Raw genomic sequence first — 22,263 nt, forward strand, 5'->3', positions numbered from 1 at the left:
GTGAGCGGAACGTCAGTCAGTCCTGGTCGAGCAGAGCCAGGAGTTCCTCGTTGTAGAAGTCGTCGATGGAGATCGCCCCCGACAGGGTCGAGAAGTAGCGATCGATGTGCTCCTGGTGACCGACCAGCTTGCGCAGCATGTCCGTGCGCCCCTCGGGCTTGAGTTCGGCCACGTTGAGCGCGCCCTGGTAGTGGTTGAGGGCCTCGTTGCTGAGGCTGCGCTCGTAACGCCGCAGCGCCGAGCGCAGCGCACGGTCGTCGTGCAGGTCCGCGCCGACGTAGTCGGTGAGCGTCTGTGCCTGCACCCACGCCTCGGTGATGCCACGCGCGGTGATCGAGTCCTTGTGGTTGACCGCGTCGCCCACCAGCACCCAGCCGGGCCCGTACGCCTTGCGGAAGTAGTTCTCCTGGTGCCCGGTGCCGTACAGCTGCTCCACCCGCTCGCCGGACCGCATCCGCTCGTACAGCTCGGGTGCAGTCGTGCGGAACGCCTCCAGGTAGGCGGGCTCCACCGCCTTGCGGACATCGCCGAAGTCGGCCTGCGGGAAGTAGGTCATCAGCAGGGTCAGGTCGTTGTTCGTGGGTACGACGCCGATCCAGCGACCGGGCCGTTCGTAGAGCTCGAAGTTCGCCGGCACGCCGGCCCAGTAGCTGTAGTAGACGCAGGTCAGCCGGGCGTGCTCGATCACGTTCGGCGCGCCGACCTTACGGGCGACGAGCGAACGCATGCCGTCCGCGCCGACCACGAGCCGCGCCCGTTCGGTCGTCTGCACGCCGGCGGGCGTGGTGTACCTGACCCCCACGACCCGGTCGTCCTCGTAGATCAGGTCGTTGACCGCGCACGACTGCTGGAACTCCGCCCCGGCCCGCACGGCACCCGCCGCGAGGATGGGGTCGAGGACGTACCGCCGGGGCGCGTACGTGGTCCGCAGGCCGTTGATCGGCAGGGAGAACCCCTCCACACGCACTCCGGGTGCCTCGTACACCTGGTGGGTGATGGGCTGGACATCGGTGGCGCGCAGCTCGTCGAGCAGCCCCCACCGGTCGAGCAGCGCCACGCCCTGCGAGTGCAGGTAGTGCGAGGAGAGGGTGTCCTGCGGGAACTTCGCCTTCTCCAGGAGCAGGACCCGGTACCCCTGCCGCGCGAACAGCATGGCCGTCGGCGAACCCGCGCAACGGGCACCTATGACAATGACGTCGTACATGGCGCCTCTCTTAACCAGGCTTCACGATTGATACGGTCCCGGACGGGGCCGGGTGAGGTAAGCGTTCACACAGCGCGGAAACCCGCTGTCGAGCGTCGGCAGGCCGGTATATGTGCCGCTATCCGGTCGTGGCCCGCGCGGATTCGATGTACGCCGAGATGGACGCCACCGTCGGATTGCGGAACAGCTGGTCCACAGGCACCTCGACACCGAGTTCGACGATGAGGGACCGCTGAATTCGGGCCATTATCACCGACTGGCCACCGAGGGCGAAGAAGTCGTCGTCGACAGCCACGTCGTCCCGCCCCAGTTCGCGGCGCCAGATCGCGTGCACTCTTTCGGTAATCATCACGTTCCCTTCGTCGGTCATCGGGCCGGTGAGCCGGTCCGCAGCTCGTCGAGCAGCGCCGCGCGGTCGACCTTCCCGTGCGGCGTCAACGGCAGTCGGGCGATGGTGCGGAATCGGGCCGGGACCATGTTCCGCGGCAGGGACTCCAGCAGGCGGGCACGCACGTCGTTGTCGGCCAGCTCGGCACCGGTCGGCACCAGGAAGGCGGTCAGCTCGCAGTCGCCGGAGTCGTCGGGGCTCACCACGACGGCGGCCTGCCGGACTCCGGTCAGCCGGCCCAGCGCCCGTTCGATCTCGTGCGGATCGATGCGCATGCCACGCACCTTCACCTGCGTGTCCATCCGGCCCAGGACGATGAGCTGACCGGTGTCGGTGACGTAACCGCGGTCGCCGGTGCGGTAGATCCGCACCGGAGCGCCGTGGATCTGGATCGTGGTGAATCGCGCGGACTCGGGACCCGAGCCGTTCAGGTAGCCCGCGCCGACGCTGCGGCCGGCGATGCAGATCTCCCCCGGTTCCCCGGTGGGAATCCCCCGCAGCTGCTCGTCGAGGATGTGGATGTCGGTGTTGTAGCCGGGCCGGCCGACCGGCGCGATGTCGTGCTCGTCGCTGCGATAGTCGGCGAGGTCGTACGAGGTCGCGACGTCCGCGCACTCGGCGACGCCGTACTGGTGCAGCAGGGTGCAGGTGTTCCCCTCGGCCCTGGCCCACTCCAGGACGCGCTCGACGTGCAGCGGCTCCCCGCCGAACAGCACGTAGTCCAGCCGGGTGAGGGCGTCTCCGCCGCTCGCGACCTCCCAGTCCACCAGGACGTAGAGGGTGGACGAGGCGCAGTTGACCGTCCGGATGTCGTGCTCGGACAACATCCGGTAGGCCATCGCGGCGTCGAAGTTCCGGGTGGCCATGAGGTACTGGGTGGCGCCGCAGAACAACGGCATCATCAGGCTGCGCTGCGAGAGGTCGAATCCGAACGCGCTGACCACGAGGTTGTGCGACCCACGGTGCAGGTCGAACTCGAAGGTCAGCCAGTTCAGGAGGTTGAACCAGTTCTCGTGCCGGACGGCGGTCAGCTTCGGCGTACCGGTCGAGCCCGAGGTGAAGACCGCATAGCAGAGGTCCTCGCCGGTGAGCGGCACGTCCGGGTTGACCACCGGCATCGCCGCCAGCTCGTCGGACGCCTGCGTCAGGTCGATGACCGGGGCGTTCGCGCACTCCACCAGCTCGACCGTGGCGGGCGCGGCGACGATCGCGGCGAGCTGCGGTATCTGCCCCAACAGCAGCCGCAGGCGTGCGGCCGGGTAGGCCGGGTCCAGCGGTACGTAGGCCGCACCCGCCTTGAGGGTGCCCAGGATGGCGACCAGCATGTCGACCGAATAGTCGAGGCAGACACCGACCTTGGCACCGGGGCCGTGCCCGCGCTCGGCGAGCAGATGCGCGAACTGGTTGGCCCTGGCGTTCAGGTCTCGGTACGACAACCGCTGTCCGGCACAGTGGACCGCGATGGCGTCGGGAGTGTCCGCGGCGTGTGCCTCGAATCGGTGGTGGACCACCGGCACCGAGGGCAGCGGTACTCGTTTACCCGGAAGAATCATCAACCTACTCCGATGTGACGGGTGGCCGGCCGGCCTGGTTGCCGGATCACCACGAGGGGGACGGTGCGGCGTCGTCAGGCGACGCGCCGATCGACGGCGTCGAGGACACGGGTGACCCATTCGTCGACGGAGAGACCGCGCGCGGCGGCCAACCTCGAGTAGCAGTCCAGTTGGTTCGCGGACAGCTCGATCGTGATCTTGGTGGTCGAGCCCTTGCGTTTCTCGGTGTCGCTCGCCTCTGCCAGCTGCACGACGCCCTGGCTCTGGTCGCCCTCGGCGACCGGGGGTGCGGCGTTCGCGCCGCGCTCGGCCAGGCTGGCCCGAACCGCCTTGCGGAGTTCGTTGCGCGACCATTTCTGCTGCTCCGCCTTGCGGAGCCAGTAGTCCTGCTCCGCCGGTGCCAGGCGGGCCAGCTCGGCGTGGTGGGCGAAACTGAGCGTGTCCCGCCGGCGGCCCTGCTCGAACCGCCGGGCCACCCACGCGTAGTTGCGCAGCGTCTGGTAGTCAAGGCCGGTCCGCTCGATGGCCTCCCGGTAGCGCCGCCACCCGTAGGTGGCCTCTCCGAAGATCAGCCAGTCGGCGAGCCACCAGGCCGACGAGTTCGCCAGCTCGCGGAGACTGCTGCCGATCTGTTCCCAGGATCGCTCGGACAGACCCTGCGGGAAGACCATTCCCGACTTCCGTACCGTCGCCTGGTTGCCGACGAACGAGACCACGAGATCGTGCTGCACGGGTCCGCCGGCGCTCACCGGTCTGGTTCGGCATTCGTCCACGGTCTTCACTGATGTCCCCCATTCCTTGTCGAAACCAGAGGCGGGCGGCGCGAATTCACCCGATCGAACTTCCAGCCGCCCGGCCCGCTCAGCCGCGCTCGGCCATCCTGGTCATGTATTCCGCCACTTCGCGCTGCCCCCCGGCTGCTTCCTGAAAGTGTCGGCAAACCTGACCCTGCGTCTCGCGGTTCTGTTCCTGACTGAGCTTGAAAATCGCATCGGACCGGGTGACGGTGAAACGAAAGGCACCCACCCCGGGAAGAATCCGGCGGAAGTGGCCCATCGAATCGGTCATGTCCCAACCGTTGCCGAATTCAGCCTCCAGGGTCCCCGCGGTCGCCCGCACCACCGACAGCGTCTCCGCCGCGGACCCGATCGGCTCGATCACGCCGCGCAGCTGCACGGCCGTGTAGTTCCAGGTCGGCGCCGCGGGCGTGAACGGGTACAGCGTCGGCGAGACGTATCCGTGCGGGCCGGCGAAGCTGAGCACCGCGGGCGTGCCGGTGCGCAGCGCCTTCCACTGCGGATTCGCCCGGTTCATGTGACCGAGCAGCGTGGTGCCGGTCAGGTCCGGCGAGTCGTGGGCGGCCGCGGCCGGATCCGCGATGACCGGCAGGTGGGTGCCGAACGGCCCGTCCGCGTCGGCACCGTTGGTCATCAACAACGCCAGCGGATTCCGCCGAATCAACTCCCCGATCCACTGTGGGTCGGGCTCCCGGTACATGCTGGGCACAAACATGACGCTCCACTCCTCCGCGAGATACGACGACGGTCAGTTCGCCGCCATGGCCTCCCGTAGGCTCCGCGGGCGCAGGTCGGTCCAGTTCTGCTCGACGTATTCCAGGCAGGCAGCCTTGACGTCCGCGCCGAAAACGACCCGCCAGCCGGCCGGCACCTCGGCGAAGACCGGCCACAGGGAGTGCTGGTCCTCGTCGTTGACCAGGACGTAGAAGCTGCCGTTCTCGTCATCGAAAGGGTTCGTGCTCACGTGCCACCGTCCTTGTGATCGTCGCGGAATGACTCGGGTTCGAATCGAGATGACGTCCGACATTCAACGGCCGCCGAATAAATGCCAGGTCATCGTAGGCGTCAGCCGCAGATACCTGTCAAGGATGGCGATACCCCTGTTCCGGAGGGCTCTCCCCCGACCATTTACGGGGCCCCTGTCGCAGAAACGGTCCCGCCCGAGTCGGGCCCCTATTCTCGTCCGGCAACCCCTATAGGTGGCTTCGGGACGTAGACACCGCATTGGCGACAAATACGCTTACTACTCGGCAGACGCTGAGCCGAACCATCCTGAGAGGGACGCCGGTGCCCGATCACGGCGAACGCGCTGCGTTTCGGACACGACGAGGACGGTGGAGAAGTGAGACGTTCAGCGGTTTCTGTTTCGGGACTGCGCAAGAGCTACGGCGACAAGGTGGTCCTCGACGGCATCGACTTCGACGTCCCCGCGGGATCGGTCTTCTCCCTGCTCGGCCCGAACGGGGCAGGCAAGACCACGACCGTGAACATCCTGACGACCCTGATGCGGGCCGACGCCGGCACGGTGCACGTCGCCGGACACGACGTGACGACCGCGACCAGGCAGGTCCGCTCGGCCATCGGCGTGACCGGCCAGTTCGCCGCGGTGGACGAGCTGCTGTCGGGCCGGGAGAACCTGCGCCTGGTCGCCGACCTCAAGCACCTGCGTGCCGGTGACACGGTCGTCACGCGGCTGCTGGAACGCTTCGACCTGGTGGCGGCGGCGGACAAGCTTGCCTCGACCTACTCGGGCGGCATGCGACGCAAGCTCGACCTGGCGATGACGCTCGTCGGCAACCCGGACATCATCTTCCTGGACGAGCCGACGACCGGCCTCGACCCGCGTAGCCGGCGCACGATGTGGAGCATCGTCCGCGAGCTGGTCGCCGACGGCACCACGATCTTCCTGACCACCCAGTACCTCGAGGAAGCCGATCAGCTCGCCGACCAGGTGGCGGTCCTCAACGAGGGCCGGCTGGTCGCCCAGGGCACCCCCGAGCAGCTCAAGCGCCAGGTCCCCGGCGCACACCTGCAACTGCGGTTCGCCGAGGCGCACGACCTCGACGCGGCGGCCCGGATCCTGGGCGCCGTCACCCGGGACGACGACGAACTGACCCTGCAGGTGCCACACGACGGTGAGCCGCGGTCGCTGCTTGCCCTGCTCAACCGCCTCGACGAGCAGTCGATCACGCTCCGGGAGTTCGCCGTCCGGACCCCCGACCTCGACGACGTCTTCCTGTCCCTGACCGAGCACTCCGCCACCAGCCGCCCGCGTGAGGAGGCGATCGTCCGATGAGCACTGTCGCGACCTCGTTCGGTGACTCGACCGTCATGCTGCGCCGCAACCTCCGGCACACCCTGCGCAACCCGACCACGGTGTTCAACGCGATCCTGTTCCCGATCGTGATCATGCTGATGTTCGTCAAGGTGTTCGGCGGCGCGTTCGACGTCGGCTCCAGCTACATCGACTACGCGACACCGGGCCTGCTCGTGATGGCGGTCAGCTACGGGCTGGGGGCCACCGCGACGGAGGTGAACTCCGACATGACCAAAGGCATCATCAATCGTTTCAAGGTCATGGACGTCTCTCGGGGATCCGTGCTGACCGGGCACGTGATCATGACCACCCTGCGCTGCCTGGTGGCCTGCGCCGCCATCATCGGAGTTGCCTTCGGGTTGGGCTTCCGCCCCAGTGCCGGTCCCGTCGACTGGCTCGCCGCGATCGGCGTGATCGTGCTGCTCGGCTTCGCGGCCGGATGGCTCACCGTGGCGTTGGGGCTCGCCGCGAAGACCGTGGAGTCGGCCGGCATCGCCACCGTACCGCTGATCATGCTGCCGTTCCTGAGCAGCGCGTTCGTGCCAGCGGACTCGATGGGCGCCGGCATGCGGCAGTTCGCGGAGTACCAGCCGTTCACCCCGATCATCGAGACGCTGCGCGGACTGTTGATGGGCCAACCCTCGACCGGTAGCGCGCTGGCAGCCGTCGCCTGGTGTCTCGGGCTGGCGTTCGTCGGATACCTGTGGTCGGTCTCCACCTTCAACAAGCGCGCGTGACACATCGATCCCTCACTATGTAGTTGGGCCCGGGCACCAAGGCGGACGCCCCCGGTACCTCGGCCCCCGTGGCACCGGCTCGACGAACCTTGATCGCCGAGCCGGTGCCGCACGGTCGACACGCCGCACCGACCGGCCAACGCTCACACCGCGGCACCCGCCTCTCTCCTGGGAGTGACAATGACAGCGAACCCCGTCGAAATCGCCGACCTGCGCAAGTCGTTCGGCTCCGTCAAAGCGCTCGACGGCCTGCACCTGACCGTCCGTCCCGGTGAGATCGCCGGATTCCTCGGCCCCAACGGCGCCGGGAAGTCGACCACGATCCGGGTGCTGCTCGGCCTGCAGCGCCGCGACTCCGGTACCGCCCGGCTCTTCGGTGGCGACGCCTGGCGCGACGCCGTGGCCCTGCACCGCCGGCTCGCCTACGTTCCCGGTGACGTGAGCCTGTGGCCCAACCTCACCGGTGGCGAGGCCATCGACTACCTGACCCGGCTGCACGACACGTCCGACCGGGCGGAGCGACGAAAGCGCAAAGCCGCCCTGCTGGACCACTTCGAGCTCGACCCGACCAAGAAGGCACGCACCTACTCGAAGGGCAACCGCCAGAAGGTGGCGCTCGTGGCCGCCTTCCTCATCGACCCCGAGCTCTACATCTTCGACGAGCCGACCTCCGGCCTGGATCCCCTGATGGAGGCGGTCTTCACCGAGCACGTCCAGCGGGTCAAGGACGCGGGACGGGCGGTGCTGCTCTCCTCGCACATCCTGAGCGAGGTGGAGAAGGTCTGCGACACCGTCACGATCATCAGGAGCGGTCGCACGGTCGAGTCCGGCACCCTCGCCGAGCTGCGCCACCTGACCCGTACCACGGTCAGCGCGCTGGTCGTCGACGACCCGGCGGCCATCACCGGACTCACCGGTGTCCACGACGTCACCACCACCGCCGCCAGCGGTGACGTCACCAAGGTCGACCTCTCCGTCGACAACGCACAGATCGGCGCGGTCCTGGCCGCGCTGTCGCGGCTGGACGTACGCGGTCTCACGGCCACCCCACCGTCGCTGGAGGAACTGTTCATGCGGCACTACGGCGCGGAACCGGCCGCCGCGGCGCCCCGAAACGTCGAGGCGGTGACCCGATGAGCACGCCGACCGCCGACCTCGCTCGGCAGGCGCCGCCCACCCGCCCCGCGACGGCACGAACTCCGGCGTCCACCGCCACCCTGGCGGGCACCGGCTACCTCCTGCGGTTCATGTTGCGACGCAACCGGGTCCGACTGGCGGTCTGGACGGGTTCCCTGGTGGCGTTCTGCGGCTACTACGTGGTCGCCATCGCGGCGGTCTACCCCACCGCCGCCGACCGGCAGAACCGGGCCGACTCGATCGCGAACGCCGGTGGCACGCTGCTGGCCGGACCGGGTTACGGGCTGGAGGACTACACCATCGGCAGGATGTTCGCCAACGAGATGGCGCTGTGGTTGATGGCGCTCCTGGCGACGATGAACATCCTGCTGATCGCCCGCAACACGCGCGCCGAGGAGGCGAGCGGCCGCACCGAACTCGTCCGGGCCCTGCCCATCGGACGGCACGCGGGCACCGTGGCGGCGTTCCTCATGGTGATGATCGCCGACGCCGCCTTCGCCCTGTTCGGCAGCGCGCTGATGATCAGCGCCGGGCAGCTCGCCGCGGCGGACACCTTCACCCTCCTGACCGGGGTGATGCTCACCGCCCTGGTCTTCGCCGCCGTCACGACGGTGACCAGCCAGCTGACCGTGCACAGCCGCGGTGCCTCCGGCCTCGCCTTCGCGGCACTCGCCGCCGCGGTGCTGATCCGGGGCATCGGCGACATCCAGCAGGAACACGGCAGCTGGTTGTCCTGGCTGTCCCCGATCGCCTGGACGCAGCAGACCAGACCGTACGCGGACGTCCGGCTCTGGCCGCTCGGCCTGAGCGTGCTGGCGATCGTGGTGGCGCTGGTCGTCGGGGCCGTCCTGGCATCCCGGCGTGACCTCGGGGGTGCCCTCCTGCACGGCCGGCCTGGCCCCGCCGCTGCCGCGCCGTCGCTGGCCAGTCCGTTCGCGCTCGTCGTTCGCCAGCAGCGCGGGGCGTTGCTGTGGTGGCTCGTGGGGTGTGTGGCGATGTTCGGCCCCGCCGGGCTGTTCCTCGGCGCGGACTCCGGTGACGCCCTCCAGCGGATCGCCGAGCAGAACGAACTCACCGAGACCATCTTCGGTGACGACCCGATCCTGGCGTTCCTGGCCATCATGATGCTGCACAACGCGCTCGCCGTGGCCGTGTTCACCACCGCGTCGGTGCTGCGCGTGCAGACCGAGGAGGACGAGGGACGGCTCGGGCTGGGCCTGTCCCGGCCGACGTCGAGGACCACCGCACTGCTCGCGCACCTGGGCGTCGCCGGCATCGGCGCGCTCGTGCTGCTCGTCGCCGGCGGTGCCCTGCCGCTCTGGGTCGGTGCCTCCCTCTCCGGCGGCGACACCAGTCTGCTGATCCTGCTGAAGAGCGCCGGTGCGTTCGCGCTCGGCATCGCGGTCCTGATCGCCTTCACCGCGGCGCTCTACGCCTGGGTTCCCCGGGCGAGCGCGCTCGCGTGGGTGTTCTGCGGGATCATCGTGGTGGAGCGGTTCTTCGGATCGGTCCTCCAGCTACCCACGGCGGTCAAGGCCCTCTCGCCGTTCTGGTGGGTCGGCAGCTACCCGAACGCGCCCCTCGATCCGGCGCACCTGGTGGGTCTCGGCGTGGCAGCGGCCGCGCTGCTGGCCTTGGCGGTCGCCGGTTTCCGCCGGCGTGACCTCAGCGCGGGCTGAGCACCTGTTCGACCGCCCAGCGTCGGGCGGTTCCCGATGGCCCCGGCCCCACGGCCGGGGCCATCGGCGCTACGGCCGCCAGCGACACCGAGCCGGGTTCACCCGGTGGACGCCGAAGGCCGCCGGGCGTACCAGCGACGGCCCGGGGTGGCGGTGACACCGTGCACCACCGTGCTCGCCACCACCGCCAGGCTCCCGGCAGCCCACAGCCGGGGGTCGGCGACCCCGTGCTCCTGACTGTGCGTGAGATAGAACAGCGCCGACACCCCGACCGGGCCGAACCAGCCGAGAAACACCGTGCTCCGCCAGGACATCCCCAGCGCCGGCTTCAGCGCCAGCACCACCGGCAGCCGACGCAGCAGCAGCAGCGCGACGACGAAGGCGAGGACCGGCCACCCGAGTTCGAGCCAGTCGCGCCACGGCACCTCGATGCCGAGCAGGAAGAACAGCGGCAACACCAGGTAGCGGGTCAGTGCGTCGTCGAGTCGCTGCTGCGACGCGCGGGAGCGGCCACCGACGACCGCGTTGTACGCGAGACCGGCGACGAAGACCGCGAGAATCCCGTCCGTGTACGCCAACCGGGCGACTCCCAGCGCGGCGACGCCGAGCACGATCGTGAAGACCAGCAGGGAACCCCGGTCCACGTCCTCCCGCTCCTCGGCGGCCAGGATGGCCCGGCCGGCGGTCCAACCGACGGCCACGCCGATCACCAGCGCGCCAACGACCGCCCAGATCACCTCGACGAGAGCACCACCCAGCGACCCGGACGTGACGACGGCCAGGGCGAGCACGACGAAGGCGAAGGCCAGGCCGTCGTTCGCGCCCGACTCGCCGCTGATGACCTGCCGCAGCCGCGCCGGGAGTTCCCGCTCGGCGGGCCGACCGGAGACGACGCTGGAGGCCAGCACCGGGTCCGTCGGTGTCACGCACGCGCCGAGCAGCAGCGCGAGGGCCAGCGGAAGACCGAGGACGAGCCAGGCCAGGCCGGCGCTGACCACCGCCATGCCGACCATCGCGACGGCGAGCAGCACACCGACCGGACGGATCACCGACCGGTAGGCCGGCAGCGGAAAACGCAGCGCGACCGCCATCAGCGAGATGGCCAGCAGTATTCGACTGGACTCCAGCATCAGCGCCGTCATCTGGTCGGCGGGCAGGTCGATCAGGTCGAGCAGCGGACCGGCGAGGACACCCAGCGACAGCGCGAGCAGCGGCTCGCTGACCGGTGCCCGTCGCACGGCACTGGACCAGAAGGCCAGCAACAGTGCCAGGACCCCCACCAGGGCGTAGCTGAGATGCAGCCGATTCATTCCCGGTCGTTACCCGTTGCCTCCCGTGGCATACCAGCCGGTCGCTGCCCCGAGGGGTGGAGCGTCCCGGTACGGCCTGCTCGTTGCCGACCGGCCCCGGTGAGTTCGCCACGGGCTGGCACCGGATGCTGCACCCGGAGGAGGACGGCGAGCAACGCCCTCCTCCTGCTCAGGCGTTGCCGGAGACCGAGGCGGGCGTCGGCGTCGACGCGGCCGGTCGCGGGCTCGGCCGGACCGGCAGCCGCACCGCGAACCGGGCTCCCCGGCCGGGGTGACTGCGGGCGTCGATGGTGCCGCCGTGTCCGGTGACCACCTCCCGCAGCAGCGCCAACCCGAGCCCGGTGTGCCGCTTGTCCGGGCCGGCACCGCTGTGGAACCGGTCGAAGATGCGGTCGGCCGGATCGAAGCCGTTGCCGGTGTCGGCGACGATCAGTTCCGCCACGTCGTGGGCGGGCAGCCGCACGGTCACGTCGATCCGCCCGCCGGCCGGCGTGTGGGTCAGGGCGTTGGTCAGCAGCTCACTGATCACCCGCCGCAGCGCCGATTCCACCCCGGAGACCGGGACCGGCACGTCCGGGCGGCTGAAGGTGAGCCGCACACCCTGCTCGCCGGCCCGGTCGTTCTCGGCGAGCACCGCGGCCTCGGCGACGGCCGCCAGGTCCACCGGATCGGCGGCCGCCCCGTCACCCGGCGCGGCGGCCAGCCGGGCGGAGAGCAGCAGGTCGTTGACGACCTCACCGAGGCGTCTGGTGGTGCCGGTCAGGCGGTTCAGCTCCGCCTGGTACTCCACCGGCACACCGGCCGCGCCGGCCCGTCGCGCCAGCAGCTGCGCCCGGGTGTGCACCTGTGCGATGGGCGTACGCAGTTCGTGGCTGACGTCGGCGATGAACCGGCGCTGCCGGGCGAGGGAGTCGGCCAGCGGCGCGACGGCGAGCCGGCCCACCACCGCCCCGCTGGCGACGGCCACGACCAGCCCGAGCAGCTCCGCGACGGCGAGCGCGACGAGCAGGTGACGCCGGTCGGCGAGCTGGTACCGGGCGTCGAAGATCGCCTGCACGACGTCCTCGCCACGGGTCTCGGTCAGCACGAAGTAGACCGTGCCGTGGCGCTCGATCGTCGTCTCGGACGGAATTCCGGTGCGGGCCGTGGTGCTCATCGCCGCCGCGAGCGGGAACCCGGACGGCGCCGGCACCGCGCCGCCGGAGATCTCGCCGTCGTGGAGCAGGAAGAGCCAGGTGCAGCCGGGTGGACCGGACGGGTCGCCCCGGCTGGCCGTGTAGGCGAGTTCCCGCTTGATCTGGCGTTCCTGGCCACGGATCAGCATGCCGTAGGAGAGCACGCCGACCGCCGTGACCAGGACGGTCACCGCGAGCCCGACCAGCAGGCCGACCCGGCGGCGGGCCCGGGCCACCACGACGCGCTCGGCCGCCAGCCAGGAGAGGCCGGCGGGCGCCGTCCGCGCCCTTCGCCACGGCGTCACAACTCACCGAGCCGGTAGCCGAGGCCGTGCACCGTGCGGACCGCCGTGCGGCCGAGTTTGCGGCGCAGGTAGTACACGTAGGTGTCGACGATGGAGGTGGCCTCCGCCGCGTCGAAGACCCGGCGGCGCAGCTCGGCGCGGGTGTGCACCGCCCGGGGTCGGACGGCGAGCACGCGGAGCAGCTCGAACTCCCGGGCGGAGAGCGCGACCCGGGTGCCGTCGGCGAGCACCACGTCGCGCAGGCCGAGGTCGAGTCGGCCGGTACCGATCGGCAGCGCCTCGGCGCCGTCCGACGTGCGTCTGCACAACGCCCGAATCCGGGCGCTCAGTTCGTCCAGGTCGAACGGCTTGATCAGGTAGTCGTCGGCGCCCGCGTTCAGGCCGGCGACCCGGTCGTCGACGGTGCCGAGCGCGGTGAGCAGCAACGCGCGGGCACCGATCGCGCGGGAACGCAACCGGGTCAGCAGGTTGAGCCCGTCGAGCGCGGGCAGCAGCCGGTCGATCACCATCACGTCGTAGGGTCGGGTCAGCCCGAGATGCAGGCCCCGTTGTCCGTCTCGCGCCACATCGACCTGGTAGCCCTCGTCGGCGAGCACCTCGGTGAGCATGTCCGCGAGTTCCGCGTCGTCCTCGACCAGAAGCAGCCGGTGTACGCCTGGTGATACCTCGCTTACCTGTAGCACATGTCGAGAATCCCACACCCGTCCGTAGTATTGATTGTGACCAATGTCTCTATGTTGTTGCGCCGGAGATCATTCCGGTCGATCCGCCATGGTCATCGCCGGACCTCCTCGAAGTAGCTCGCACACAGGCGCTGGCGCCGGGCGTCGAGCACCATCCAGGTACCCAGCACGAGTTGGACGAGGCTGCGCCACACGTCGGACCAGCGGTCACCCCAACGCATCACCGCCAGCCGGAACCGGGCGGGCGGGCGGGCCCCGGTCGGGACGAGGAAACACGGTCCACGGTTCGGCAACGACCGGGTGTGCCGCACGGTGGAGACCAGCGCGTACCGGCGCAGCACCTCCCGGGTCACCGCGCGCATCATCACCGGCGCCACGCCGCGTGCCGGACAGGCCCGGTTGGCGGTGACACCGAACGGAACGAAGTGCGCGGCACCGCGCTCCAGGGTCAGCCAGCGGGCCGGCTCGAACGTGTCGTCGGCCGCCGGTCCGCTGCGCTGGTAGGCGAGGTAGTTGAACAGCAGCACCGAACCGGCGGGGATGGTGAGCTCCGGGTCGACCTCGATCGGGCCGGACGTGATCCGGTGCGCCACCCCGAAGAGCGGATGTACCCGCAGTGTCTCGTCGATCACCCGGTCCAGGGCGGCGTCGCCGTCGGGGTCGTCGAGGGCGGCGACCAGGTCACGCCGCACCGCCGGATGCTGCGCCACGGCGAGCAGGAGGTGCGCCATCGCCTCCGACATCTGCACCACAGCGGTGTTGAAGAAGGTGCCCTGCAGGTACCAGGCGGTCTCCTCGGCGGTGAACGGCTCCGGCAGCGTCACCGGCGCCGTGCCGGCCTCGACCCGGGCGCGCAGATAACGGGTGAGCGGGTCGCGCCGATCCAGGTGTCGCAGCCCGCAGCACTTGAGCGCGGTGACCACGTCGTCGGCGTTGGCCACGATCAGCGCCCGTACCTCCGGCGGGCACGCCGCGTCGAAGACGAGTTCGTAGTAGACCTCCGCCCAGATCGGCATCATCAGGTCCCGCAACCGGACGCGGCGGGTCCGGCCGGCCGGCAACTCGTCGAGAATCCGTCGGGTCGCCGCACCGGCCAGCTCGGTCGAACGCCGCTGCGACAGCGCGACCACCCGTCTGGTCGTCCGGGCGACCGTGCGGTAACGCTCGCCCGGCTCCAGGTGTTCCTGGTGCATCTGCGGGCCGGGTGCCAGCCAGTACCAGAACAGGTCGGACAGGCCCGCTCCCCGGCTACGCCCGCTGGCCGCCGGATGGGCGTAGATCCGCGCGAAGTGCTCGGGCCCGATCCGGGGGCCGGGCACCGGGATCCCCTCGGTGCCGTTCACCCGCCTGAAGATCCACTCTCGGAGCCGGACCACCGCCGGCGGCAACCGGCGCGGCAGCAGCCACCCCACGGCCAGCAGACCGGCCAGCCCACACCACAGCACCAACGGCCGGGTCATACCGGCATCCGGTCGAGGATCATCTCGCGGGTCAGGTCGGCGGGGCGGACCGCGCCGGCAAGCGTCATGGCCCGGGCCAGCTCGGCACGGAGCAGGTCGAGCAGCTGCCGCACGCCGGGCTCGCCGCGGGCCGCCAGCGCCCAGACCACCGGCCGGCCGATCCCGACCGCGACCGCCCCGAGCGCCAGCGCGGTGAGGATGTCGGTCCCCCGGCGGATCCCGCCGTCGAGCAGGACGGGGATGCGTCCCTCGACCGCCGCCACGACCGCCGGCAGCGCGTCGATGCTCGCCGGTGCCCCGTCGAGCTGCCGCCCGCCGTGGTTGGAGACCAGCACGGCGTCCACCCCGTGTGCGACCGCGAGGCGGGCGTCGGCGGGGTGCAGGATCCCCTTGAGCACGATGGGCAGCCGGGTGGTCGCGCGCAGCCACTCGATCCGGGCCCAGTCGAGAGTGGCGTCCATGACGATGTCCCGGACCCGGCCGCTCGCCGGATCCCGCATGTTCTCGCAGCGGCAGCCGGGCGGCAGGTCGAGGAAGCCGTTGCGCAGGTCACGGTCGCGCCGGCCGAAGACCGGTGAGTCGACCGTGACCACCAGGGCGCGGCAACCGGCCGCCTCCGCCCGCCGGATCACCGAGGCGGTGAAACCCAGGTCCGGCTGTGGATAGAGCTGGAACCACAGCCGCGCCGGGCGGCCCGCCGCCCCGGCGACCGCCTCGATCGGCGTGGTGGCGGCCATGCTCACCACCAGCACGGTGCCGGCCGCCCCGACCGCCCGGGCCGTCGCCACCTCGCCCTGTGGGTGTGCCAGCCGGTGGAAGGCCGTCGGCGAGACCAGCACCGGCATCGGCAGCGTCTCACCGAACAGCTCGATCCGCAGGTCACGCTCGCCGCCGCCGCGCAGCACCCGGGGCAGGATCCGATATCCGTCGAAGGCCGTCTCGTTGGCCCGTAACGTGCGCTCGTCGCCGGCACCCCCGGCGAAGAAGTCCCGGTGCACCGGATCGAGCCGCAGCCGCGCCTCCGCCTCCAGGTCGTCGACGCGGTACAGCGGAGGAGGCTCGGCGGTGGCGGCGAGCCCCGGCGTGGTCTGTGCGGGCACCGACGACACGGGTCAGCCCACGGTGCCGGTCAGGCAGCGGTGCAGGAAGGCGACCAGCGGCACCCGGTGCACCTGCGGCTTGTTCCACTGGTTCTCCAGGTTCTCCGCCAGATGGTGTTCCGCCACCACCCGGCCGTCGCGCCGGTGGCGCACCACCGGATGCAGGTACGCCGCGTCGTGGGCCTGACCGGCGACGTCCTGGGCGATCCGGCGCACCGAGATGTCGAAGGGGTCGACCTGGTCGTGGTCGGGGCCGTACTCGAGGGTGACGACGAACGCGTGCTCGACCGGATGATCGGCGGTCGCCAGCCCGGCCTGCCCGAGGTGGTCGACCGGCACCTCCTGGTGGTAGCGGGCGTCCGCCCCGGCCACGGTGACCACGTCGGCGAGCACCGCGAACTGCTGCCAGAGACCGGAGGACCGGTTGACCCGCTCGATGATCGCGTCGGCCGCCGCCTCGGGCGTCGCGTCCAGCTTCTCCGCCGGCCACGGATTGTCGTGGTAGCGGTGTTCGAGGATGCGGTGCAAGGCCCGCACACCGTACCGGAAACCGTGGACGAAGCCGTTCGTCGACCGCTTGAAGTCGCGCTCCTGGGTCAGCGTGCCGGCGAAGAACAGGTCCGGGACGTTCACCGACTCGAACGCCGGGGTCTGGGCCGGGAAGCGATCGTTGATCACCAACGCCGGGCGGCAGTCGTCGGCGAAGATCGACGCGTCGAAGCGGAAACCGGTGCAGGCCAGCACCCGGTCGTACCGCAACTCCTTGACGACCTCGTCGGCCCGGGAGAAACCGAAGGTGACCCGGTAGCCGTCGTCGTCACGCGCGATGCCGCGCACGTGTCCGTCCAGGATCGCGTTGGCCGACTTGAGCTGGTAGGTGTCCAGGAAGTTGTTGTTCACCGCCCGCAGGTGCCCGACGTAGTGGGTCCGCCACGCCATCCGGACCGGACTCGGCCCCGCCACGTGCACCAGCGTGGTCGTCTCCATCAGCGCGTCGGCGGTCTCGAAGGCGGAGTTGCCCTTGCCGATGATCAGCACCCGCTGGTCGAGGAAGTCGCGCGGGTCGACCGGCATCGCGTCGTACCGCTCCGCCAGCTCGATGCCGGGGATCGGCGCGACGTAGGGCTGTGAGACACCGGTCGCCACGACGACCCGACGCGCCCGGTACGTCGTACCCTCCTCGTCGGTGACCCGGAAGCCGGCGTCGTCGGGCCGGGCGACCCGGACCACCCGGCTGCGGTAGCGGATCCGGACTCCGGTGGCCGCCGCGAAGTCCGCCAGGTAGCGGACCATCACCTCGGCGTCGGGGAAGTAACGTTCGGTGTAGCGGGTGAAGCGCAGCTCCGGGTCGTCGCTGAGCAGGGAGTTCCAGTCCAGCCGCAGGTTCAGCTCCGGATCGTCGGATCCGGTGTGCGGCTTGTTGATCGAGATGAGTTGGCGGTGCCGGGGAAACCGGGTGAAGAAGGCGCCGGGAACGTCGGCGGACTCCAGTACCAGGTAGTCCCGGCGGCCGTCCCGTTCGAGCAGCGCACCGAGCTGAAGCCCGGCCGGTCCCGCCCCGATGATCAGATAGTCGAGCATCTCTCCGGTCACCAGGCGACCGTACGAAGGCGAACTCAGAGAAAAATCAGCCGTCGATCCCGACCGCCGTCGACGCCGGCCGGTTCGGTGCCCCGGTCAGCAGGTCGAGCAGGTCGGCGGCGCGACGGACGTCGTCGTCGAGCGGCCGGTCCGGATCGATCGCCGGCACGGTCTCCGCGAGCCGCTCCAGCACCGCGACGCAGGCCGGCGCGGTCGGGGTACGCGCACCGACGTGGACCGCCTGACGCAGCCCCACCGCGAGCGTTCCGCAGATCAGCCGCAGCAACCGGGCCTGGTCCACGGCGCGCAGCGCGGCCTGGGTGCCGAACGGCACGACGTCCTGGTTGTGCAGATTCGTGGGCAGACTCTGCATCCCGGCCGGAATGGCCTGTCGACGGATCTCCGCGACCATCGCCGTCGAGGCGAGCTGGGCACCCTGCAACCCGTGCTGCCGTCCCGGCCCGGCCGCGAGCATCGGCGGCAGCCCACCGTTGCGGGCCGGATCGACCAGGAGGTCGAGTTGACGCTCGACGAGGTTGCCGAGCTGGGCGGCCACCGTCGCCAGCAGGTCGGCGGCGAAGGCCGCCGGCTGACCGAAGAAGTTGCCGCCGTGCAGCACCAGGTCCTCGTCGGGGACGAACACCGGGTTGTCGCTGACGCTACCCAGATCCGACTCCACCACGCCGTCGACGTAGCGCAGCGCGTCCTCGGCCGCGCCGAGCAACTGCGGGGTGCAGCGGATGCTGTACGCCTCCTGGAGCGGGCGCCCGCTCGACGGCACCGCCCCGGTCAGGCACCGCCGCATCCGGGCGCCGACGTCGACCGCGCCGGGGTGCCCGTACGCGGCCAGCAGCCGGGGGTGCAGGAACTGGCCGGGGTCGCAGCCGAGCACGTCGACGAGCAGGCAGCTCAGCAGCTGGGCGGCCCGGTGCGCCCGGCGGACGTCGTCCAGGGCGAGGGCGGTGGCGGCGGTGGTCAGCGAGGTGCCGTTCACCAACGCCAGCGCGTCGCGTCCGTCGAGCAGCAGCGGTGTCAGCCCGGCCCCGGCCAGCGCCTCGGCGGCCGGCATCCGGTCACCGTCCAGATAGGCCCAGCCCCGACCGCGCAGCGACTGGGTGGCGTAGGCGAGCGGAATGAGGTCACCGCTGGCCCCGACCGAACCGAGGCGGGGCATCGCCGGCACGAACGTCGTACCGAACATCGCGGCGAGTCCCTCGACCACCCGCGGCGAGACGCCGGAGGCACCCTGGCCCAGCGACCAGACCCGGACCAGCATCGCCGCCCGGACCACCGCCGGGTCGATGTCCGGGCCCTGGCCGGCACCGAGGTGGGCGAGGGTGTTGTCGCACTGGTCCGCGTCGTCGTCGCGACCGGCGAACCCGACGAGCGCGCCGAACCCGGTGGTGGCGCCGTAGACCTGACGGTCGTCGCCGAGCACCGCGCGCAGGTGCTCGCGGGAGCGCCGCACCCGGTCGCGTACCTCGGCGGTGATCTCGACGGTGACCTCGGTCGCGGCCCGGCGCAGGTCCGCCACCCGCAGCGGGCGGGCCAGGTCGATCGGAGCGGCCACGGCGGACACGGTGTGGGTCGTCATCGGGCCGACCGTAGCCGTGGATTCTCAGAGCGGTCTGAGTTATCTCTGATGACCGGTGGCTACCGTCCGGCACATGACGCACGCCTACCTGATCATCGGCGCCGGGCCGGCGGGACTGCAACTCGGCGCGTTGCTCGAACGCGACGGTCATGACTACGTCGTCCTGGAGGCCGGCGCCGCACCCGGCACCTTCTTCCGCAGCTATCCGCGGCACCGCAAGCTGATCTCCATCAACAAGGTCCACACCGGTTCCGACGATCCCGAGTTCAACCTGCGGATGGACTGGAACTCCCTGCTCAGCGACGACCCGGAGCTGCGGTTCGGCCGGTACAGCAAGCGCTACTTCCCGGCCGCCGAGGACCTGCTGCGCTACCTCGCCGACTTCGCCGAGGCGACCGGAGTGCGGGTGCGCTACCAGACCCCGGTGGTCCGGATCGGCCGCGACGACGACGGCTTCCACGCCCTCGACGCCCACGGTCACACCTGGCGGGGACGTCGGTTGGTCGTCGCGACCGGCGTCTCGCGGTTGTACCTGCCGGCCATCGACGGCATCGGGAACGCCGAGCGGTACGACACGGTCAGCGTCGACCCGGCCGACTTCGTCGACCAACGCGTCATGATCATCGGCAAGGGGAACTCCGGCTTCGAGACCGCCGACGCGCTGATGGAGACCGCCGCCGTGGTGCACCTGGCCGGTCCCCGCTCGGTCCGCTTTGCCTGGCAGTCACACTACGTCGGGCACCTGCGTGCGGTGAACAACAACTTCCTCGACAGCTACCAGTTGAAGTCGCAGAACGCCGTGCTCGACGGCACGGTGGAGAGCATCCACCGCCGGCCCGAGGGTGGCTACCTGGTCCGCTTCCGGTACGCCCGCACGGTCGAGGCGATCCGGGAGATCCGCTACGACCGGGTCATCGTGTGCACCGGATTCCGGTTCGACGCCAGCATCTTCGACGACACCTGCCGGCCCCGGCTGGTCATCGACGACCGGTTCCCGGAGCAGACCTCGGCGTACGAGTCGACCACGGTCCCCGACCTCTACTTCGCCGGCACCCTCACCCAGCAGCGCGACTTCAAACGGTCGACGAGTGGCTTCATCCACGGCTTCCGGTACGGGGTCCGGGCGCTGCACCGCATCCTCGCCGCCCGCTACCACGACGCGGACTGGCCGACCACCCGGCTGGCGGCGACCCCCGAGGCGATCACCGACGCGATCGTCGCCCGGATCAACCGCTCCTCGGCGCTCTGGCAACAGTTCGGGGTGCTCGGCGACGTGGTGACGGTCCGCGACGGCACCGCGTACTACCACGAGGAGGTGCCGATGGCGTACCTCGCCGACGGTGGGCTGGGCGGTGGCTGGGCGCTCGCCGTGACCCTCGAGTACGGGCCGGACCACGACTGCGTCGACCCGTTCGACGTCGCGGTGCCCCGGGTGGCGGAGAACGACGCGTACGCCGCGCACCAGGCGACGTACCTGCACCCGGTCGTGCGGCAGTACCGGGACGGGCAGGTGGTGGCGGTGCACCACCTGGCGGAGAACCTGGAGAACGAGTGGAACCTGCCGACCGTGCACCAGCAGCCGCTGACGGTGTTCGTCAAGGAGTCCCTGGCCGGCGTCGCCGCTGCCGCGGGAGCGTCCGGGTGAGCACGGAGCCGGTGCCGGGCTACCCGCAGGCGATCCTCGACCTGCTGGCCGGCGGGCGGGACCGGCCGGTCTTCGAGCACGGCTCACGCATCGTCCGCGCCGACGAGGTGGCCGAACTGGTCGCCCGGATCGCCACCGGACTGCGAGCGGCGGGAATCGGTCCCGGTACGGGGGTGGCGGTGCTGCTCGGTGTGTCCCCGGAGGCGTTCGCCGCCGTCGTCGCGGCACACCTGGTCGGTGCCCGGGTCGCCGGGGTACGCCCCGGACTCCCCCACGAGCACCTGCGACACCTGCTCGGCCACCGGATCTCGGCGGTGCTCGTCGACCGCTCGACCGTGACCCCGCAGCTGCGGGCGGTCACCGCCGGCCTCCCGCTGCTCGGCGTCGGCCCGGTCGACGGGACACCCGACCTGACCGCCACCCGGGCCGACGGCACACCGACGCTGCCCGCCGGACGTCCGGACGACATCGGCCGGGTCGTCTACACCAGCGGCAGCACCGGCAACCCGAAGGGCTGCCTCCAGACATACGCGTCCCTCGACGCCGCCTGGGCGGCGCACCCGGACCGGTGGCCGCCGCCGGTCCGCGACCTCGCCGGCCGCCTCGACCGCTACCTGGTCTTCGGCTCACTGGCCAGCCAGGTGATGCTGGAGTACGGCATTCTCACCCTGGCCGCCGGCGGCACTATGGTGATCGCCGAACCAAACCGTGCCGGTGTGCCGTTCTTTCCCGAGGCGCTGGTGCGGCACCGGGCGAGCGCCAGCGTGATCACCGTGGGCCGGCTGGCGAAGCTGGTCGCCGCCCAGCGCGCCGCGCCGGCCGACCTCGGCGCGCTGCGCGCCCTGCTGGTCTCGGGCTCGCCGCTGCACCCGGCCCGGCTCGCCGAGGCGCTCCACGTGCTCGGGCCGGTCGTCTACCACGGCTACGGCCAGACCGAGACCGGCATGATCGCCATGCTGACCCCGGCGGAGATGCTCGCCGCCCCGGCTCGGCTCGCCTCGGTGGGCCGCCCGCCGGCCGTGGTCGACGTACAGGTCCGCGACGCCGACGGACAGCCGGTCGTCCCCGGCGTCGAGGGGGAGATCTTCGTTCGCACCCCGTCGCAGGCCAGCGGTTACTGGGACGACCCGACGGAGACCACCGAGGTGTTCACCGACGGCTGGGTACGCACCCGCGACCGTGGTCGGCTGGACGACGACGGCTACCTGCACCTGCTGGGGCGGTCCCGGGACGTCGTCATCGTCAACGCCGACCTCCGGTACGCCGGCCCGATCGAACGTGTCCTGGCCAGTTGCGCCGACGTGGCCGAGGCGTACGTGGTGGCCGCGCCCGACGAGGACACCGGCGAGGCGGTGCACGCCTTCGTGGTTCCCGCCGAGGGCCGGCAGCCGGATCCGGACGTGCTGCGCACGCTGGTCCGACAGCAGCTCGGCGAGCCCAGCACTCCCCGGACGATCACCTTCATCGCCGAGGCGCCGGTCACGGCCGCCGGCAAGCCCGACAAGCGACGCCTGGCCGGCACACTGCACGCGCACGACGCCCCCGGCTGACCGGCGGTGACCGGGCCCGCCGACAGCCCGGGGCGACCGGGAGTGGGC

At 70.9% G+C, this 22,263-nt stretch carries 19 protein-coding genes; 6 read left to right on the forward strand and 13 right to left on the reverse strand.

Annotated elements, in window-relative coordinates; all coding sequences use genetic code 11:
* Positions 1 to 16: 16 nt before the first annotated feature.
* The 6 genes from O7605_RS28635 to O7605_RS28660 all read right to left on the reverse strand — a co-directional run bounded on the left by O7605_RS28635 (position 17) and on the right by O7605_RS28660 (position 4,906).
* Positions 17 to 1,204, reverse strand: a complete 1,188-nt coding sequence (locus O7605_RS28635; protein ID WP_269742074.1) for an NAD(P)/FAD-dependent oxidoreductase — start codon at positions 1,202 to 1,204, stop codon at positions 17 to 19.
* A gap of 118 nt (positions 1,205 to 1,322) precedes the next feature.
* Complete coding sequence (locus O7605_RS28640) at positions 1,323 to 1,553, reverse strand: acyl carrier protein (protein ID WP_269742075.1); 231 nt, start codon at positions 1,551 to 1,553, stop codon at positions 1,323 to 1,325.
* 17 nt (positions 1,554 to 1,570) lie between these two features.
* Positions 1,571 to 3,145, reverse strand: a complete 1,575-nt coding sequence (locus tag O7605_RS28645; RefSeq protein ID WP_269742076.1) for an amino acid adenylation domain-containing protein — start codon at positions 3,143 to 3,145, stop codon at positions 1,571 to 1,573.
* A gap of 74 nt (positions 3,146 to 3,219) precedes the next feature.
* Positions 3,220 to 3,876 (reverse strand): LmbU family transcriptional regulator, encoded by a 657-nt coding sequence (locus tag O7605_RS28650; protein WP_269742077.1) that lies wholly within the window; start codon positions 3,874 to 3,876, stop codon positions 3,220 to 3,222.
* A 130-nt stretch (positions 3,877 to 4,006) separates the two neighbouring features.
* Positions 4,007 to 4,657, reverse strand: a complete 651-nt coding sequence (locus O7605_RS28655; protein WP_269742078.1) for an FMN-binding negative transcriptional regulator — start codon at positions 4,655 to 4,657, stop codon at positions 4,007 to 4,009.
* 33 nt (positions 4,658 to 4,690) lie between these two features.
* On the reverse strand, positions 4,691 to 4,906 hold the full coding sequence (locus tag O7605_RS28660; RefSeq protein WP_269742079.1) for an MbtH family protein: 216 nt from the start codon (positions 4,904 to 4,906) through the stop codon (positions 4,691 to 4,693).
* Between the two features lie 378 nt (positions 4,907 to 5,284).
* Here O7605_RS28660 and O7605_RS28665 point away from each other — a divergent pair, with 378 nt between their 5' ends.
* The 4 genes from O7605_RS28665 to O7605_RS28680 all read left to right on the forward strand — a co-directional run bounded on the left by O7605_RS28665 (position 5,285) and on the right by O7605_RS28680 (position 9,812).
* On the forward strand, positions 5,285 to 6,238 hold the full coding sequence (locus tag O7605_RS28665) for an ATP-binding cassette domain-containing protein (protein WP_269742080.1): 954 nt from the start codon (positions 5,285 to 5,287) through the stop codon (positions 6,236 to 6,238).
* Complete coding sequence (locus tag O7605_RS28670; RefSeq protein ID WP_269742081.1) at positions 6,235 to 6,996, forward strand: ABC transporter permease; 762 nt, start codon at positions 6,235 to 6,237, stop codon at positions 6,994 to 6,996. The genes O7605_RS28665 and O7605_RS28670 overlap by 4 nt, the downstream gene beginning before the upstream one ends.
* 180 nt (positions 6,997 to 7,176) lie before the next feature.
* Positions 7,177 to 8,133 (forward strand): ABC transporter ATP-binding protein, encoded by a 957-nt coding sequence (locus tag O7605_RS28675; protein WP_269742082.1) that lies wholly within the window; start codon positions 7,177 to 7,179, stop codon positions 8,131 to 8,133.
* The gene (locus O7605_RS28680; protein ID WP_269742083.1) at positions 8,130 to 9,812 is read left to right on the forward strand and encodes an ABC transporter permease; all 1,683 of its coding nucleotides are present in this window, start codon (positions 8,130 to 8,132) and stop codon (positions 9,810 to 9,812) included. Before O7605_RS28675 ends, O7605_RS28680 begins: the two co-directional genes overlap by 4 nt.
* Positions 9,813 to 9,910: 98 nt before the next feature.
* On the opposite strand, the gene O7605_RS28685 is transcribed toward O7605_RS28680, so the two are convergent.
* From O7605_RS28685 to O7605_RS28715, 7 genes are all read right to left on the reverse strand, one after another.
* Positions 9,911 to 11,122, reverse strand: coding sequence for a cation:proton antiporter domain-containing protein (locus O7605_RS28685; RefSeq protein ID WP_269742084.1), 1,212 nt, complete (start codon positions 11,120 to 11,122; stop codon positions 9,911 to 9,913).
* 169 nt (positions 11,123 to 11,291) lie between these two features.
* Positions 11,292 to 12,602, reverse strand: coding sequence for a sensor histidine kinase (locus O7605_RS28690; RefSeq protein WP_269742085.1), 1,311 nt, complete (start codon positions 12,600 to 12,602; stop codon positions 11,292 to 11,294).
* The gene (locus O7605_RS28695) at positions 12,599 to 13,285 is read right to left on the reverse strand and encodes a response regulator transcription factor (protein WP_269742086.1); all 687 of its coding nucleotides are present in this window, start codon (positions 13,283 to 13,285) and stop codon (positions 12,599 to 12,601) included. The genes O7605_RS28690 and O7605_RS28695 overlap by 4 nt, the downstream gene beginning before the upstream one ends.
* A gap of 92 nt (positions 13,286 to 13,377) precedes the next feature.
* On the reverse strand, positions 13,378 to 14,745 hold the full coding sequence (locus tag O7605_RS28700) for a cytochrome P450 (protein WP_269742087.1): 1,368 nt from the start codon (positions 14,743 to 14,745) through the stop codon (positions 13,378 to 13,380).
* Positions 14,742 to 15,845 (reverse strand): alpha-hydroxy acid oxidase, encoded by a 1,104-nt coding sequence (locus O7605_RS28705; RefSeq protein WP_269742088.1) that lies wholly within the window; start codon positions 15,843 to 15,845, stop codon positions 14,742 to 14,744. The genes O7605_RS28700 and O7605_RS28705 overlap by 4 nt, the downstream gene beginning before the upstream one ends.
* Positions 15,846 to 15,857: 12 nt before the next feature.
* The gene (locus O7605_RS28710) at positions 15,858 to 17,438 is read right to left on the reverse strand and encodes an FAD-dependent oxidoreductase (RefSeq protein WP_269742089.1); all 1,581 of its coding nucleotides are present in this window, start codon (positions 17,436 to 17,438) and stop codon (positions 15,858 to 15,860) included.
* 34 nt (positions 17,439 to 17,472) lie between these two features.
* Complete coding sequence (locus O7605_RS28715) at positions 17,473 to 19,020, reverse strand: aromatic amino acid ammonia-lyase (RefSeq protein WP_269742090.1); 1,548 nt, start codon at positions 19,018 to 19,020, stop codon at positions 17,473 to 17,475.
* A gap of 73 nt (positions 19,021 to 19,093) precedes the next feature.
* Here O7605_RS28715 and O7605_RS28720 point away from each other — a divergent pair, with 73 nt between their 5' ends.
* Positions 19,094 to 20,665, forward strand: coding sequence for an NAD(P)-binding domain-containing protein (locus O7605_RS28720; protein WP_269742091.1), 1,572 nt, complete (start codon positions 19,094 to 19,096; stop codon positions 20,663 to 20,665).
* A complete protein-coding gene (locus O7605_RS28725) occupies positions 20,662 to 22,215 on the forward strand; it encodes a class I adenylate-forming enzyme family protein (RefSeq protein WP_269742092.1) in 1,554 nt (517 codons plus the stop codon). The genes O7605_RS28720 and O7605_RS28725 overlap by 4 nt, the downstream gene beginning before the upstream one ends.
* Positions 22,216 to 22,263 lie beyond the last annotated feature (48 nt).

The organism is Verrucosispora sp. WMMA2121, from assembly GCF_027460185.1.
Taxonomy (GTDB): domain Bacteria; phylum Actinomycetota; class Actinomycetes; order Mycobacteriales; family Micromonosporaceae; genus Micromonospora; species Micromonospora palythoicola.